The 14,884-nt window shown below is 64.0% G+C and carries 16 protein-coding genes; 7 read left to right on the forward strand and 9 right to left on the reverse strand.

The window, feature by feature from the left end; all coding sequences use genetic code 11:
* Positions 1-30: 30 nt before the first annotated feature.
* Positions 31-1,572, reverse strand: a complete 1,542-nt coding sequence (locus tag BRA1417_RS0102380) for a benzoate-CoA ligase family protein (protein WP_027514438.1) — start codon at positions 1,570-1,572, stop codon at positions 31-33.
* A gap of 152 nt (positions 1,573-1,724) precedes the next feature.
* Here BRA1417_RS0102380 and BRA1417_RS0102385 point away from each other — a divergent pair, with 152 nt between their 5' ends.
* On the forward strand, positions 1,725-2,633 hold the full coding sequence (locus tag BRA1417_RS0102385; protein ID WP_027514439.1) for a helix-turn-helix transcriptional regulator: 909 nt from the start codon (positions 1,725-1,727) through the stop codon (positions 2,631-2,633).
* Between the two features lie 12 nt (positions 2,634-2,645).
* Positions 2,646-3,041 (forward strand): group II truncated hemoglobin, encoded by a 396-nt coding sequence (locus BRA1417_RS0102390; protein ID WP_027514440.1) that lies wholly within the window; start codon positions 2,646-2,648, stop codon positions 3,039-3,041.
* Between the two features lie 87 nt (positions 3,042-3,128).
* Here the strand turns inward: BRA1417_RS0102390 and BRA1417_RS0102395 are convergent, their stop codons facing one another.
* Complete coding sequence (locus BRA1417_RS0102395; protein WP_027514441.1) at positions 3,129-3,914, reverse strand: IclR family transcriptional regulator C-terminal domain-containing protein; 786 nt, start codon at positions 3,912-3,914, stop codon at positions 3,129-3,131.
* A gap of 113 nt (positions 3,915-4,027) precedes the next feature.
* Between BRA1417_RS0102395 and BRA1417_RS0102400 the strand changes: the two genes are divergently transcribed.
* Positions 4,028-5,386 carry an aromatic ring-hydroxylating dioxygenase subunit alpha gene (locus BRA1417_RS0102400; protein WP_027514442.1) on the forward strand — a complete coding sequence of 453 codons (1,359 nt, stop codon included), beginning with the start codon at positions 4,028-4,030 and terminating at the stop codon, positions 5,384-5,386.
* Positions 5,387-5,535: 149 nt separating this feature from the next.
* The gene (locus BRA1417_RS0102405) at positions 5,536-6,972 is read left to right on the forward strand and encodes a glutamine synthetase family protein (RefSeq protein WP_027514443.1); all 1,437 of its coding nucleotides are present in this window, start codon (positions 5,536-5,538) and stop codon (positions 6,970-6,972) included.
* A 116-nt stretch (positions 6,973-7,088) separates the two neighbouring features.
* On the opposite strand, the gene BRA1417_RS0102410 is transcribed toward BRA1417_RS0102405, so the two are convergent.
* The 7 genes from BRA1417_RS0102410 to BRA1417_RS0102440 form a co-directional block, all read right to left on the reverse strand.
* On the reverse strand, positions 7,089-7,817 hold the full coding sequence (locus BRA1417_RS0102410) for an ABC transporter ATP-binding protein (RefSeq protein ID WP_035968321.1): 729 nt from the start codon (positions 7,815-7,817) through the stop codon (positions 7,089-7,091).
* Positions 7,810-8,577 (reverse strand): ABC transporter ATP-binding protein, encoded by a 768-nt coding sequence (locus tag BRA1417_RS0102415; RefSeq protein ID WP_027514445.1) that lies wholly within the window; start codon positions 8,575-8,577, stop codon positions 7,810-7,812. Before BRA1417_RS0102415 ends, BRA1417_RS0102410 begins: the two co-directional genes overlap by 8 nt.
* Positions 8,570-9,514, reverse strand: coding sequence for a branched-chain amino acid ABC transporter permease (locus BRA1417_RS0102420; RefSeq protein WP_027514446.1), 945 nt, complete (start codon positions 9,512-9,514; stop codon positions 8,570-8,572). Before BRA1417_RS0102420 ends, BRA1417_RS0102415 begins: the two co-directional genes overlap by 8 nt.
* Entirely contained in the window at positions 9,511-10,428 is a 918-nt protein-coding gene (locus BRA1417_RS0102425) for a branched-chain amino acid ABC transporter permease (protein ID WP_007615745.1), read from the reverse strand. Before BRA1417_RS0102425 ends, BRA1417_RS0102420 begins: the two co-directional genes overlap by 4 nt.
* 310 nt (positions 10,429-10,738) lie before the next feature.
* On the reverse strand, positions 10,739-10,957 hold the full coding sequence (locus tag BRA1417_RS0102430) for a hypothetical protein (protein ID WP_027514447.1): 219 nt from the start codon (positions 10,955-10,957) through the stop codon (positions 10,739-10,741).
* A gap of 1 nt (position 10,958) precedes the next feature.
* Complete coding sequence (locus BRA1417_RS0102435; RefSeq protein WP_027514448.1) at positions 10,959-11,618, reverse strand: acyl-homoserine-lactone synthase; 660 nt, start codon at positions 11,616-11,618, stop codon at positions 10,959-10,961.
* Positions 11,619-11,699: 81 nt separating this feature from the next.
* Complete coding sequence (locus BRA1417_RS0102440; RefSeq protein ID WP_027514449.1) at positions 11,700-12,428, reverse strand: LuxR family transcriptional regulator; 729 nt, start codon at positions 12,426-12,428, stop codon at positions 11,700-11,702.
* A gap of 165 nt (positions 12,429-12,593) precedes the next feature.
* Here BRA1417_RS0102440 and BRA1417_RS43555 point away from each other — a divergent pair, with 165 nt between their 5' ends.
* The 3 genes from BRA1417_RS43555 to BRA1417_RS0102455 all read left to right on the forward strand — a co-directional run bounded on the left by BRA1417_RS43555 (position 12,594) and on the right by BRA1417_RS0102455 (position 14,851).
* A complete protein-coding gene (locus BRA1417_RS43555; RefSeq protein ID WP_156948550.1) occupies positions 12,594-12,770 on the forward strand; it encodes a hypothetical protein in 177 nt (58 codons plus the stop codon).
* 119 nt (positions 12,771-12,889) lie between these two features.
* On the forward strand, positions 12,890-13,828 hold the full coding sequence (locus BRA1417_RS0102450; protein WP_027514450.1) for a LysR family transcriptional regulator: 939 nt from the start codon (positions 12,890-12,892) through the stop codon (positions 13,826-13,828).
* Positions 13,829-13,972: 144 nt separating this feature from the next.
* On the forward strand, positions 13,973-14,851 hold the full coding sequence (locus BRA1417_RS0102455; protein ID WP_027514451.1) for a shikimate dehydrogenase: 879 nt from the start codon (positions 13,973-13,975) through the stop codon (positions 14,849-14,851).
* The last annotated feature ends 33 nt before the right edge of the window (positions 14,852-14,884 follow it).

A 14,884-nucleotide genomic window follows, 5' to 3' on the forward strand; every position in this document is an offset into this window, starting at 1 on the left:
GTCGTCAAGCCCGGCCATGACGACCTGTTGTCAATTCGCCCCGTCCCGCAGCTTGAACCGCTGGATCTTTCCCGTTGCCGTCTTCGGCAGCGAGTCCACCACGTCGATCCAGCGCGGATATTTCCACGGGCCGATCTTCTGCTTGACGTGGTCCTTGAGCATCTCTTGCAAACCGGTCGTCGTCGCGCCGGGGCGCAGCACGACGAAGGCCTTGGGCTTCAACAAGCCTTCCGGATCGGCTTCGGGCACGACCGCGGCTTCCAGCACGGCCGGATGCGTGATCAGCGCACTCTCGACCTCGAAGGGCGAGACCCAGATGCCGGAGACCTTGAACATGTCGTCGGCACGACCGCAGAAGGTGTAGCGGCCCTCGGCATCCCTGACATATTTGTCGCCGGTGCGGGTCCACGGACCCTCGAACGTGCGGCGGCTCTTGTGGCGCTGGTTCCAGTAGCCCTCCCCGGCGGAGGGCGCATCGACCAGGAGCTCGCCGACTTCGCCGTCGGCCACATCCTGTCCGGCCTCGTTGACCAGCCGCACCGCATAACCCGGCACCGGCTTGCCGGAGGAGCCGTATTTGATATCGCCGGGCGCGTTCGACAGGAAAATGTGCAACAGCTCGGTCGAGCCGACGCCGTCGAGAATGTCGACGTTGAAGCGCGCCTTCCAGCTGTTGCCGACGGACTCCGGCAACGCCTCGCCGGCCGAGGTGCAGATGCGCAGGGCGCCGCCGCCGCGCTCGCTCTTCATCGCCTCGTCGTTGAGCATCGCCGCGAACAGGGTCGGCACGCCGTAGAAGATCGAGGGATTATAGCGGTTCATCAGATCGAACATGCGCGCCGGCGTCGGCCGTTCGCTGTTGAGCACCACGGTGGCGCCGACCGACATTGGAAAGGTCAGCGCATTGCCGAGGCCATAGGCGAAGAACAGCTTTGCCGCAGAAAGACAAACGTCGTTCTCGCGAATGCCGAGCACCTGCTTCGCATAAGTGTCCGCGGTCGCCTGCATGTTCGAATGGATGTGCCGCACGCCCTTGGGCATGCCGGTCGAGCCTGACGAATAGAGCCAGAACGCCGGCTCATCCGGATGCGTCGCGGCGGTGGTGAACCGGTCGCTCTCGTCCGCAATCTCCTCGGCGAGTTGCTTGTGACCGTTCTGCTTGGCGCCGGACACCACGACATGCTCGAGATCCGGCATGCGGCCGACGACGTCCTTGATGACGGGATAGAGCGCTTCCGAGACGAACAGCACGCGTGCGCGGCAATCGGCGAGGATGTAGGCGTATTGATCTGATGTCAGCAGCGTGTTGAGCGGCACCGGCACAATGCCGGCGCGGATCGCGCCCAGAAACAGAAGCGGGAAGTCGACCGTATCCAGCATGATCATCGCAACGCGCTCTTCGCGGCGGACACCGAGCCGGCGCAGCATGTTGGCGGCGCGCCGCGTTTCGCGCTGGAGCTCGCCATAGGTGAGCCGGGAGACGGTGTCGTCGAAGGCGAGCTTGTTGCCGCGTCCCTCCTCGACATTCCGGTCGAGCAGCCAGGTCACCGCGTTATAGGATCCCTCGCTCACGGACTTCTCCCCTGAATTTAGAATTATAATTCATAGAAAGACATCGCATTGGCTTGCTGTCAATGCCAGCAGGCACTATGTTTCATTAATACGCGCCGCAGGACCTCTTTAAAAGAAGACATCCGCTCAAGCAGGCCCATGATCCGTAGTCCATGACTGACAGTCCCGACGCCGAATCCCGATTTCTCGAACAGCTCGGCCAGCGCGTGCGCACCATGCGCGCGCTACGCGGCATGTCGCGCAAGGTGCTCGCCAAGGTATCAGGGATATCGGAGCGCTACATCGCGCAGCTCGAAAGCGGCAAGGGCAATGTCTCTATCGTGCTGCTCCGCCGCGTCTCCGACGCGATGGGCGCGCATCTCGAAGACCTGCTTCCCTCAGTCGATCCGACCCCGGACTGGCAGATGTTTCGCGATCTCCTGCGCAAGGCGACGCCGGCGCAGATCGCGCAAGCCAAGGATCTGCTCGCCGGCGGCAGCGCAACCGCGCCGCGGCGCGCGCCGTTCTGCGGCATCGCGCTGATCGGCCTGCGCGGCGCCGGAAAATCGACGCTTGGGCGGATGCTGGCGAAGAAGGTCGGCTGGAGTTTTGTCGAGCTCAACAAGGAGGTCGAGCAGCAGAACGGCCTCTCGGTCGCCGAGATCATCGCGCTCTACGGCCAGGAAGGCTTTCGCCGCATGGAGCAGGCGGCGCTGCAACAGCTGCTCGCGCGCAACGAGCTGATGGTGCTGGCGACCGGCGGCGGCATTGTCTCGGAGCCCCTGACCTTCGACCAGATCCTGTCGTCGTTCTACACGATCTGGCTGAAGGCCGAGCCCGAGGAGCACATGGCTCGCGTCCGCCGCCAGGGCGATTTGCGCCCGATGGCCGACGACCGCTCAGCTATGGCGGAGCTGCGCAACATCCTCTTGAGCCGCGAGCCGCTATATGCGCGCGCGACGGCGGTGGTGGACACGGCGGGACTGTCCGTCGATGCCGCCGCGGCGCGCCTGGTTGATGCGGTGCGGCCGGTGCTGCAGAACGAAGCGCGCAGCTTCGGGCTGCGCAGCGTGGCGCTGTAGGTCCGAACTCCCATGACCGACGGCGACGTTGCAATCTCCATGTTCGAGCGGATCGGCGGCAGCGCCACGATCGACCTGTTGGTCGATCGCTTCTATGAGCGGATGAATACGCTGCCGGAGGCGAAGATCATCCGCGCGATGCATGCGGCCGACCTCGGCCTCATCAGGGATGTGCTGAAGCGCTATCTCACGGAGTGGACCGGCGGCCCGAAACTCTATTCGGTCGACAAGGGCCATCCACGGCTGCGCCAGCGCCACCTCGGCTTTGCCATCGGCGATGCCGAGCGCGACGCGTGGATGCTCTGCATGCGCGGCCCGCTCGAGGAGACCGTTGTGGACGCTGCCGCGCGGCAGGACCTCGACAAGGCGTTGTCCGGCCTCGCCGACTGGATGCGCAACCGGTCGTGATTTTTGCACAGGCGCGTAGCCGGGATGAGCGAAGCGACATCCGGGGCTTCACGATGACTTTCCCGGGTATCGCTTCGCTCACCCGGGCTACAAGAGTTGCGACCGCACGGCTTCCGCGCCCTCACGCAGCAGCGGCAAAAATCGCTCGATCAATTCCTGCGCCGGCACGCGGTCGACATGGGCGCCCATGTTGATGGCGGCGACGATGACATCGTCATAACGACGCACCGGGACCGAGATCGAGCGGAAATGCGGCTCGGCCTCGCGATCGACCAGCGCGTAACCCTGCGCGCGATCGGCGACAATGCGCGCGAGCAGCGCCTTGGGATCGGTCACCGTCTGCGGCGTCAACGCCTCGCGCTTCATCGCTTTTAGACGCGCAGCCAGCTCGGCATCGGTGAGTTGGCCGAGCATGGCGCGGCCGACCGAGGTGCAGAAGGCCGGCAGGCGGTAGCCGATGTCCGGCCCACCGGAAAACATCCGCGCCGGACTGCTACGCGCGATGAACACGACCTCATCGCCGTCGAGCACCGCGAGCGAGGCGATTTCGTTGGCCGCTGTCGCGGCGCGGTCGAGGACCGGTTGCAGGACCGTGACGAGTTGGCTCGACCGCAGATACGACGCGGCCAGTGTCAGCACATGTGGCGTCAGGGAGAACAGCTTGCCGTCGCCGCTGACGAAGCCGCCGCGCTGAAGCGTGAACAGCATGCGTCGCGCGGTCGCGCGCGGAAGGTCCGCGGCGCGGGCGAGATCGCTGAGTGTCATCGGACCCGCCGTCGCTCCGAAGCACTGCAGCAGCCGCAGGCCGCGATCGAGGCTCTCGACGAAATCCGTCGGGCGTTCGTCGCTCTCGCTTCGCTTCAGCTTGGGCATGGGTGTCGGGTCATTCCTGCAAAATAGTGCTTGCTGCCGGACCAAGGCATGTCATAATTCGCCCATTCGTTCAATAGGCGAACAAACGCCACTCCGCAAAGGATGCGACTGCCATGATGAGCCAGGAGCAGAACGACCTGATCACCCGCACCGGTCCAAAGGACCCCTGCGGAAAGCTGATGCGAAGCTATTGGCAGCCGGCGGCGCTGGTGGACGAGCTCGACGGCGATCGGCCGATCCGCCCCGTCAAATTGCTCGGCGAAAACCTGGTGCTGTTCCGCGACGAGCGAGGGCGCTACGGCCTGATCGATCGCCACTGCGCGCATCGCGGCGCCGATCTCGCCTTCGGACGGCTCGAGCATGGTGGCCTGCGCTGCGCCTTTCACGGCTGGCTGTTCGACGCCACCGGGCAATGCATTGAGACGCCCGCGGAGCCGAAGGATTCAAAGCTCTGCCAGAACATCCGCCAGCGCTCTTATCCCGTGGTGGAGAAGAGCGGCATTCTTTGGGCTTATCTCGGCGAGGGCGAGCCGCCGGCATTTCCCGAGCTCGATTGCTTCGTCGCCCCCGGCACCCACACTTTCGCATTCAAGGGGCACATGGCCTGCAACTGGCTCCAGGCGCTCGAAGTCGGCATCGATCCCGCACATGCCTCCTATCTGCATCGCTTCTTCGAGGACGAGGACACCTCGACGGCCTACGGCAAGCAGTTCCGTGGCGCATCTGCGGGAAGCGACCTGCCGATGACAAAGATCTTGCGCGAATACGATCGTCCGATCATCAATGTCGAGCATACCGAATACGGACTGCGGCTGATCGCGCTGCGCGAGATCGACGAGGAGCGCACCCATGTGCGCGTCACCAACCAGCTCTTTCCGCACGGCTTCGTCATCCCCATGAGCACGGAGATGACGATCACGCAGTGGCACGTGCCCGTCGACGACGAGAATTGCTACTGGTACGCGATCTTCACCAGCTACACGAATGCCGTGGACAAGAAGAAGATGCGCGACCAGCGGCTCGAGCTCTATGAGCTGCCGGACTACAAATCGCGCAAGAACAGCAACAACGATTACGGTTTCGACCCGCACGAGCAGCAGACGGCGACCTATACCGGAATGGGCACCGACATCAACGTCCACGACCAGTGGGCGGTGGAATCAATGGGCGCGATCCAGGATCGCACCCGGGAGCACCTCGGCACGAGCGACAAAGCGATCGTGCAATACCGCCGTCTGCTGCGGCAGGAGATCGAGAAGGTCGCAGGCGGCGAGAAGCCGATGCTGCATCTCGACGAGGCCACCGCACGTTCGATCCAGGGCCCGGCGACCATGGACGGCATCGGGCCGACCCGAGGCTGGGAGATCTACTGGATGGAAGTCGACGTCAAGCGCCGCCGCAGCGCACCGTGGACGGCCCCGGTGCCGAAGGAGATCGCGGACAACGTGCATCGGCTGACGGCGGCGGAGTAGCGCAGAATGCAGGTCCCTCCTTCGTCATTGCGAGCGCAGCGAAGCAATCCAGACTGTCTCTCCGGAGGGATCCTGGATTGCTTCGCTGCGCTCGCAATGACGGAGAATGTGGCGCATGCTTCGCCTCTCACGGATAGAGGAGTGAAAAAGTGACTTTCGTTGCGCGTCATGCGCTGTGGTCGGATGAGCAGAAGGACGCTGCATTGCGCATGCGCCGCATCGTCGAGGAGAAGAACCTCGAGGTCATCCGCCTCGCCTTCCCCGACCAGCACGGCATCTTGCGCGGCAAGACCATCATCGCGGCCGAAGCGATCGCATCGCTCGAAAGCGGCTGCTCCATCACCACCACCATGCTCGCCAAGGACACCTCGCACCGCACGGTGTTTCCGGTGTTCACGTCGGGCGGCGGCTTCGGCATGAAGGAGATGGAGGGCGCGGCCGACGTGCTGATGGTCGCCGATCCCACGACGTTTCGCGTTTTGCCCTGGGCGCCGGCTACGGGCTGGGTTCTCTGCGACCTCTATTTCAACGACGGCCGTCCCGTCCCGTTCGCAACACGCGGGCTCTATCGCAAGGTGCTCGGCGAGCTCGCAAGCCGCGGCCACGATTTCGTCGCGGGCCTTGAGGTCGAATTCCACATCTTCAAGCTCGACGATCCGCATATGCGCCCGGAAGATGCCGGCCAGCCCGGCACGCCGCCTTCGGTGAGCCTGCTCAGCCACGGCTACCAATATCTCACCGAGCAGCGCTTCGACCAGATGGAGCCGGTGCTGGAGATTTTGCGCCGCGACATCGTCGCGCTCGGTCTGCCCTTGCGTTCGGTCGAAGTCGAGTTCGGGCCGAGCCAGTGCGAATTCACCTTCGCGCCGAGGATGGGTCTGGAGCCCGCCGACAACATGGTGCTGTTTCGGAGCGCCGTGAAGCAGATCGCGCACCGCCACGGTTATCACGCCACCTTCATGTGCCGGCCGAAGCTACCGAACCTGTTCGCGAGCGGCTGGCATCTGCACCAATCGGTGGTGTCACGCACGAGCGGCGAGAACCAGTTCATGGCGAAAGAGGGCGGCGAGCCGCTCAGCGCGTTCGGCCGCGCCTGGCTTGCCGGCCTGCTCGACCACGCCCGCGCGTCCACCGTGTTCACCACCCCGACCATCAATGGCTACAAGCGCTACCGCTCCTATTCACTGGCGCCGGACCGCGCGATATGGGGCCGCGACAATCGCGGCGTGATGATCCGCGTGCTCGGCGCGGCCGGCGACGCCGCCACGCGCCTGGAAAACCGCATCGGCGAGCCCGCCGCCAATCCCTATCTCTACATGGCCTTGCAGATTCTCTCCGGCCTCGACGGCGTCGACCGCAAGCTCGATCCCGGCCCGTCGGCCGATACGCCCTACGAAACCAAGGCACCGCTCTTGCCGAAGTCGCTGCGCGATGCGGTCAGCGCGCTGAAGGACGATCCGTTCTTCCGGGAAAAGCTCGGGCCTGAGTTCGTCGATTATTACACCCACATCAAGAACGCCGAGATCGACCGCTTCCTGTCCGAGGTAACCGACTGGGAGCACAAGGAATATTTCGAGGTGTTTTGACCTCGGCTCTCTCCCGTCATTGCGAGGAGCTCTTGCGACGAAGCAATCCAGACTGTCGCATCAGAAACAGTCTGGATTGCTTCGCTACGCTCGCAATGACGGGAGAGAGCGGAGGCTCAAATCCCCAGATATTTGTGCTGCAGATCCGGCTCAGCCAACAGCTCGTCCGAGGTACCGCTCCACACCGTCTTGCCGCGCTCGATGATGGTGTGGCGGTCGCAGATGCGGGCGAGGTGGTCGACGTTCTTGTCGACGACCAGGATCGACTGTCCCCGGCTCTTGAGCAGCGACAGACAGCTCCAGATCTCTTCGCGGATCAGGGGCGCCAGGCCTTCGGTCGCTTCATCCAGGATGAGGAGCTTTGGGTTGGTCATCAACGCGCGGCCGATGGCGAGCATCTGCTGCTCGCCGCCGGAGAGCTGGTTGCCCATGTTGGAGGCGCGCTCGGCGAGGCGCGGAAACATCACGTAGATCGCCGCCAGCGTCCAGGGATTGCGGCTGTCGAAACGATCGGCGGCGGCCGCGACCAGGTTTTCGCGCACGGTGAGGTTCGGGAAGATCTGCCGCCCCTCGGGGACGAGGCCGACACCGAGTTGCGCGATCCTGTAGGACGGTTGCGTCCGCACTTCCGAGCCCGCAAAGCGGATGCTGCCTGCGCGCGCCGGCGTCAGGCCCATGATCGAGCGGATGGTCGTGGTCTTGCCCATGCCGTTGCGGCCCATAAGCGAGACCATCTCGCCTGACTTGACCGACAGTGACAAGCCGAACAGCACTTGGGACAGGCCGTAGCAGGTCTCGATGCCGTCGACCTCGAGCAGCGTGTCACCCATCCCTTTTTCAGACATGGTGCGTCACCACATGCGCCTCGCCGAGATAGGCGCGCTTGACGTCCTCGTTCGCACGGATCGCGGCCGGATCGCCGGAGGCGATGACGCGGCCATAGACCAGCACGGAGATACGGTCGGCGAGCGCAAACACCGCCGGCATGTCGTGCTCGACCAGCACGATCGAGACCTCTTTGCGCAGCTCCTGGAGCAGCTGCACCATGCGCTGGGACTCGGTGACGCCGAGGCCGGCCATTGGCTCGTCGAGCAGCAAAAGCTTCGGCTTGCTTGCCAGGGCAACCGCCAGCTCGATCTGGCGACGCTCGCCATGGCTGAGCCTGGACACCAGGACGTCGGCACGATGGGCGAGACCGACGCGGTCGAGCGCGGCATGCGCGGCATCGCGCAGGCCCTTCTCCTTGCGTGCATCGGCGAAGAATCGGAATGAGGTGCCGGCATGCGCCTGCGCCGCGAGCGCGACATTGTCGGCGGCGGTGAAATCGAGCAGCAGTGAGGTGATCTGGAACGAACGTGCCAGGCCCAGCGCGCAGCGGCGATAGGCCGGCAGATAGGTGATGTCGCGCCCCGCCAGCGAGACGCTGCCGGAATGCGGCTCCAGATGCCCGGTGAGCTGGCTGATCAGCGTGGTCTTGCCGGCGCCGTTCGGGCCGATGATGGCGTGCAGCTCGCCTGCCGCAACGTCGAGCGAAACGTTGTCCGTTGCAACGATGCCGCCGAAGCGGCGCACCAGCTTGTCGACACGGAGCAGCGGCTCAGCCACGGTTGAGCCTCCCGAGCAGGCCCATGATGCCGCCGCGGCCGAACAGCACGATCAGCAGCAGCAGCGGGCCCATGATCAGCGCCCAGTATTCAGTGAGCTGCGACAAGAACTCTTCCAGCAGCAAATACACCACCGCGCCGATGACCGGGCCGAACAGCGTGCCCATGCCCCCGAGGATCACCATCACCATGAGGTCGCCGGAACGGGTCCAGTACATCGCGGCCGGGCTGACGAAATCGGTGTTGTTGGCGAGCAGCGCGCCGGCAAGGCCGCACATCATGCCCGAGATGACGAAGCAGACCAGCTGGTAGCGTTTCGAGGGAAAGCCGATCGCCTGCATGCGCTGCTCGTTGGAGCGCAGGCCCTGCAGGACGAGGCCAAAGCGCGAATTGACAATGCGCCAGATCAGGAAGACCACGCCGAACAGGCAGGCGAGGCAAAGATAATAGAACTGCGTGCGGTTCGACAGATTGATCAATCCGGAGAAGTCGCTGCGTTTGTAGACGGTGAGGCCGTCATCGCCGCCGTAACGCGCCAGCCCCGAGGCGACGTAATAGGCCATCTGCGCGAAGGCGAGCGTGATCATGATGAAGTAAACGCCACGCGTGCGAAGCGAGAGCGCGCCGATCACGACGGCGTAAGTCGCGGAGGCTGCGAGCGCGACCGGAAACTGGATGAAGCCGCTTCCCACGCCTTCCTGCGCCAGCATGCCGACCGCGTAACCGCCGATGCCGAGATAGGCGGCATGGCCAAAACTCATCATGCCGCCAAAACCCATGATGAGGTTGAGGCTCGCGGCCGCCAGCGCCAGGATGACGATGCGCGTGAACAGCGTCAGGATGAAGATGTTGCCGGAGAGTTGCGAATAGAGCGGCAGCAGCACGAGGCCCGCCAGCATCAGGGCCGTGACGGCCTTAGCTACAGTGAAAGTCTTCATCGACGGTTGGCCGGAAACAGCCCCTCCGGCCGCACCACCAGCACGATCGCCATCAGCAGATAGATCAGCATGGACGACAGCGCGGGCGCCGCAGTGGAGGCCGCGGCGCCGCTCAGCACCTGCCGCAACAAATTGGGCAGGAAGGCACGGCCGAGCGTGTCGATCATGCCGACGAAGATCGCGGCCAGGAACGCGCCCCGGATCGAACCGATGCCGCCGATCACGATGATGACGAAGGCGAGGATCAGGATGTTCTCGCCCATGCCGATCTGCACGGTGAGGATCGGCGCCTGCATCAACCCGGCAAGGCCGGCGAGCGCGGCACCGAGGCCGAACACCAAGGTGTAGAGCAGCTTGATGTTGATGCCGAGCGCGCCGATCATCTCGCGATTGGAGGCGCCGGCCCGGATCAGCATGCCGATGCGGGTGCGCATCACGCCGAGATAGAGCAGCAGCGCAACCAGCAGCGCCACGACGATGATGGCGAGGCGATAAGCGGGATAGTGAATGCCCGGCAGGATCGGCACCGGCACGGTGAGCCAGGCCGGCAGCGGCAGCGCAAGCCCGGCCGGCCCCCAGATCAGCCGCACGGCTTCGTTGAAGAACAGGATCAGGCCGAAGGTCGCGAGCACATGGTCGAGATGGTCGCGTCCGTAGAGATGCCGCAGCGCGGTCATCTCGAGAACGATGCCGAGCACGAGCGTCGCGCCGAGCGCCAGCAGCGCGCCGAGCAGGAAGCTGCCGGTCCAGGCTGCGAAGGTCGCGGCGAAATAGGCGCCCATCATGTAGAGCGAGCCGTGCGCGAGGTTGACGAGATCCATGATCCCGAACACCAGCGTCAGGCCGGCGGCGAGCAGGAACAGCAGCAGGCCGAACTGCAAACCGTTCAAGAACTGTTCGACGACGAGCAGCATCAAAACTCTTTCAGGCGCACGCAGGTTCGCGCCGATGTTCGAACACGGTCGCCATCAGTGAAAGAGCTCCCCCTGCCTGTACAAGGCGGAAAAATGGGTAATGGCAGTATCGTTCCGAGGCAAGAGCGATTCGACACCAAACATGCACTTTGTTGCATGCCGATGCATGAGATCGATCGTGGCCCTGTAATTTGCCCTGCAAGAAGACTGCCGCGCAGGATGGGTCAACCTGCCGCACCCAAACGGATCACCCTCCCTCCGTTCCCGGAGAGAGGGTGTGAAATTCGTCGCAACGTATGGATGGAGACGCCTAGTGCGACGTCATCTGCCGGGGAAGGTCATCCGGCTCGGCGAGCACGCTGTTGGCTGTCGAGGCCTCCAGCGCCGCCATCCGGAACAGATAGGCGAGCGTCGCCAATCCGGTGTCTTCCGCCATCTGCGCGAGCTCGAGCGCCATGTCGGACATGTAGCCGAGATTTTCGTCTTTGATCTGCGCCATGATCTGGCTGTCCCGCATCATGTTCGACATCTCAGGCGCTCTTTCGTTGCGCGGCAGCGAGGCCGCAGAGGTTGGCACGGGCGACGGCGTCCAGACGCGGGCCGTCCTGTTGCACGATAGAAGGCATGCCGATGCGATCATGCAGGGCATCGAGCGTCTCCCGACGAATGTCGATCGTCGCCGCCATGGTCCACGCATTCTCCACCAGAGCCGGCAGACCGAGCGGGGTCACGACGAAGCCGGCCTCATGAAAGCGCGGCAACCACCAGGTTTCCATGATCGCGCTGACTTGCGCGATCCCCTGACCGAGGCAGAACTCCTGCACCGCCGCCATCAGTTGCAGGTTGAGCGCGCCGTCGCGGCGATCGCGCACGACGAAGTAGCGCGACCATTCCCAGACCAGCGGATCCGCCGGGCAGCCGCGCACGGCCGCCAGATGGGGAAAGACTTCGCTCATCATCGAAGGCTTGGTGGTCGGGTAGAGCCGGTGACCGCCGATGACACGGCGCCCCTCCAGCGCAAGCAGATAGACGGTGTCCTCGTCGTCATAGGAATCGATTTCGCGACAATCCGGCCTGCGCAGCGTCTCCCAGCCCCGCTCTTCGACGAAGATGTCGTGCCGCAGCCGGAAATGCTGATCGAGTATATCTTCGTAAAGGTGGCGATTTACTGCAGAAATGGCGTGAATCATGAAAGCCCCCATTCGTCCTCAATGGAGGCACCCTCTGCGAAAAGAGGATGGTTCGATATTGGGAAATTTCCCAGTACGTCGTTAGGGATTGATGATCTTGTTGCGAATCGCCAATGCAACCGCATGCGTACGGTTGACGGCTCCGAGCTTGCGCCCGGCGGTCGCGAGATGCTCTTCGGCGGTACGCTGCGTGATGTGCAGGATCTCGCCGATTTCCCAGGCCGATTTGCCCTGCGAAGCCCAGGAGATCACCTCGCGCTCGCGCGGGGTGAGGCGCGTCGAGGGATACGGCGCCGGATCGAGCAGACGGCGAATGTGGTCGAAGCCATACATCGCCATCAGGTGCAATGCCGGCTTGCTGCGGGCGTTGAGATCGAGATGGATGCCGCCGAGCGACACGGCGGCCTCATAGCCGGTGAGCCCGTGGATCGGCACGATGAAGCCGCGCGACATGCGGAAATCGCCGGCGCGGTTCATGACCTCCGCCGCGCCCGGATCGAGTTCGGCATCATAGGGCGCTTCCGACCATTCGAACGGGTTGACCGATTGTCGGCACATCCGCACCACCGGGTCGACGCGGTCGTAGTTGTTCTGGGTGTAGAGGCTGAACCATTCCGCGGGCCAGCGCTTGGCGAGCACCATCTGTGCGAACCGCTGGTCGGGATTTGGCAACCCTGTCACGATGATGGTTTCAAAGCCGAAGCGCCCGAAGGCCCCTTCGAGCGCATTCATAGCGTCTGGAACCCTATGATAGGCCCCAAGCCCCTCAATGAAGTCGAGCGCTTCCCGGCCATAATCCACGGCGGACATCGGTGCGTTTCCTGACCCTCGCTATCGCTATAGCACGTCCTGGCGACTGCCTCAATTCACCGCTTCCGTAGTTTCCCGGTATCCCATTGACCCCGAAGGTTTAATCTACTTGTGGAAGAAGTGACGTCAAGATACACCTATGATGTCTGAAGCGGGGAAACCACGATGGAAGACGAGGACATCGCCCTCAACAGCGTGCTCGGCCTGGAACTCAACCGCGTATTTTTCGCCGTCCGCGAAACGGCAAACAAGCAGAAGATCATCGAGTTCGCGCGCGGGGTGCTGCAAAGCGAGCGCAGCCAGCCGGCAGAGAGCGCCACGCCGGACGGACCGGCGAGCTAGCACGCAATTGCGACAACCGACGCCGCTACAACAGATCGCGCGCCGCCCTTGCCGCTGGCTGACATCATGGCTCTCGTGAGATAATCGCCGCCAAGGATTATCTTTCGGATGCCCAGGACATGATGACGCTGCGCCAGGTTGAAGTGATCCGTGCCGTGATGGTGACGGGCACGATCGGCGGCGCGGCGAAGCTGCTGAACGTCTCGGCGCCGGGCATCAGCCGCCTCGTCAAATACACCGAGCGCTCGCTCGGCATCCGCTTCTTCCAGCGCCAGAACGGACGCTATTTCCCCACCCCGGAAGCCGAGAACATCTTCGAGCAGATCAACAGCGTCTACAAGAAGGTCGACGACCTCTCCGAGATCATTTCCAAGATCGGACGCGGCGGATTGTCGGAATTGCGCATCGGCTCGGTGCCGAGCATTTCGCAAGTCATGGTGCCGCGCGCGATCGAGCGGGTCCGGCGGCGCTATCCGGACCTCGGCATCGACATCAACATCCTCAAGCTCGAGGAAGCGATCGACTATCTCATGCTCGGCCGCGGCGAGTGCGTGGCGATGAGCTACCGCCTGGAGCATTCCGGGCTCGACTTCATGCCGCTCGCCTCGGGGGAGCTCTATTGCATCGTGCCGCCGGGCCACGAGCTCGCCGGCCGCAAGCAGGTCTCCGCGGCCGAGATCACGCGCTATCCGCTGATCGGCATCGATCCCAACGATCCCTACGGGCGGATCATGGCCGAGATCTTCGCGCGCCACCGCCTCCAGTACAACATCACCATTCGCGCTCGCTTCGGCACCACGGTCTGCGCGCTGGTGAAGGCGGGGCTCGGCATCGCCATCATCGACCAGTTCACGGTGGCCCATGGGGGCTATCCCGGCATCGAGCTGATCAAGATCACCGAGCCGACGCGATTCGACACCTATATCGCGGTGAAGCGCGGCGCACCGTTGTCGCTTCACGTCGAGTATTTCATCGAGTCCCTGCGCGCAGAGATGCGCGCGGTCGAGCCGTCGCGGGACAAAGGCAGGGCCGCGCCGCCACGAGGGCGGAAGAGATAACATTATGTTAGGTTTGCAGGACAAAAGGGTAATTGTGTTAGGCCGAGGAAAGACTATCGTTCGTAGGGGAAGCCCCCTTGGAATTGGGCGGATTTCCCCGCTAATGGCCGGGACCAAACGCTCCCAACGAGACGATAGCGAACCATGTCAAAGCGCGGATACGCCGCATCCAAAAAGCTCCTGAGCGGCCTGATCGGCGCACCCATCGCACATTCCGCCTCCCCTGCCATGCACGAGCGCGCCGCGGAGGGGCTTGGCCTGCGCGGACATTATCAGCTCATCGAAGTGGCCGGCGCCGATGCGGCCGGGCTCCGGCTGATGCTGGAAGGCGTGCGGCGCCTCGGCTTTGCCGGCGTCAACGTCACCTTTCCTTACAAGGAGGCAGTGGTCCCGCTGCTCGATGAACTGGCACCGGGCGCGGCCGCCATGGGGGCGGTCAACACCGTCGTCGTTAGCGATGGCCGGCTGATCGGGCACAACACCGACACGACGGGCTTTGCGCGCGCCGTCGCGCCGCTGCTGGCACCGTCCGGCAACGCGGTCGCCGTGATCGGCACCGGCGGCGTCGGCAAGGCGATCGCCTTTGCGCTGGCGAGCCTTGACGTGACCGACATTCGCATCTTCGACAGCGAGCCGGCACGCGCCGAAAAACTCGCCGCGCTGCTCGTCAAGCAGGGTGGCGCCAGGGTCGCCGCAAGCGTCGAGGACGCGCTCGACGGCGCAACGGGCCTCGTCAACGGCACGCCGGTCGGCATGCTGCCGAACCGGGAAACGCCGGTCGCGCCGACGCTGCTGCGTCAAAACCTGTGGGTCGCCGATGCCGTCTACTCACCGCTGATCACGCCGCTGCTGGCGGCCGCCCAAGCCAAGGGCGCGCGGATCATGACCGGCCGGGAGCTTGCGATCTACCAGGCCGCCGACGCTTTCGAACTGTTCACTGGCCTTGCCCCATCAACCGAGATCATGGGAGAGGCATTCGACGGGGTGATGGCGGCACGAAGCCCGGCCTATCACGCAGCGTAACCGAAGCGGCCGGACACAAGGCCGCACGTAACA

This window comes from Bradyrhizobium sp. WSM1417, assembly GCF_000515415.1.
GTDB lineage: Bacteria > Pseudomonadota > Alphaproteobacteria > Rhizobiales > Xanthobacteraceae > Bradyrhizobium.

Coding starts and splice junctions, on each gene's coding strand:
- BRA1417_RS0102385 (WP_027514439.1), top strand. CDS start 1,725: ATGACTGACAGTCCCGACGCCGAATCCCGATTTCTCGAACAGCTCGGC.
- BRA1417_RS0102390 (WP_027514440.1), top strand. CDS start 2,646: ATGACCGACGGCGACGTTGCAATCTCCATGTTCGAGCGGATCGGCGGC.
- BRA1417_RS0102395 (WP_027514441.1), bottom strand. CDS start 3,914: ATGCCCAAGCTGAAGCGAAGCGAGAGCGACGAACGCCCGACGGATTTC.
- BRA1417_RS0102400 (WP_027514442.1), top strand. CDS start 4,028: ATGATGAGCCAGGAGCAGAACGACCTGATCACCCGCACCGGTCCAAAG.
- BRA1417_RS0102410 (WP_035968321.1), bottom strand. CDS start 7,817: ATGTCTGAAAAAGGGATGGGTGACACGCTGCTCGAGGTCGACGGCATC.
- BRA1417_RS0102420 (WP_027514446.1), bottom strand. CDS start 9,514: ATGAAGACTTTCACTGTAGCTAAGGCCGTCACGGCCCTGATGCTGGCG.
- BRA1417_RS0102425 (WP_007615745.1), bottom strand. CDS start 10,428: ATGCTGCTCGTCGTCGAACAGTTCTTGAACGGTTTGCAGTTCGGCCTG.
- BRA1417_RS0102430 (WP_027514447.1), bottom strand. CDS start 10,957: ATGTCGAACATGATGCGGGACAGCCAGATCATGGCGCAGATCAAAGAC.
- BRA1417_RS0102435 (WP_027514448.1), bottom strand. CDS start 11,618: ATGATTCACGCCATTTCTGCAGTAAATCGCCACCTTTACGAAGATATA.
- BRA1417_RS0102440 (WP_027514449.1), bottom strand. CDS start 12,428: ATGTCCGCCGTGGATTATGGCCGGGAAGCGCTCGACTTCATTGAGGGG.
- BRA1417_RS43555 (WP_156948550.1), top strand. CDS start 12,594: ATGGAAGACGAGGACATCGCCCTCAACAGCGTGCTCGGCCTGGAACTC.
- BRA1417_RS0102450 (WP_027514450.1), top strand. CDS start 12,890: ATGATGACGCTGCGCCAGGTTGAAGTGATCCGTGCCGTGATGGTGACG.
- BRA1417_RS0102455 (WP_027514451.1), top strand. CDS start 13,973: ATGTCAAAGCGCGGATACGCCGCATCCAAAAAGCTCCTGAGCGGCCTG.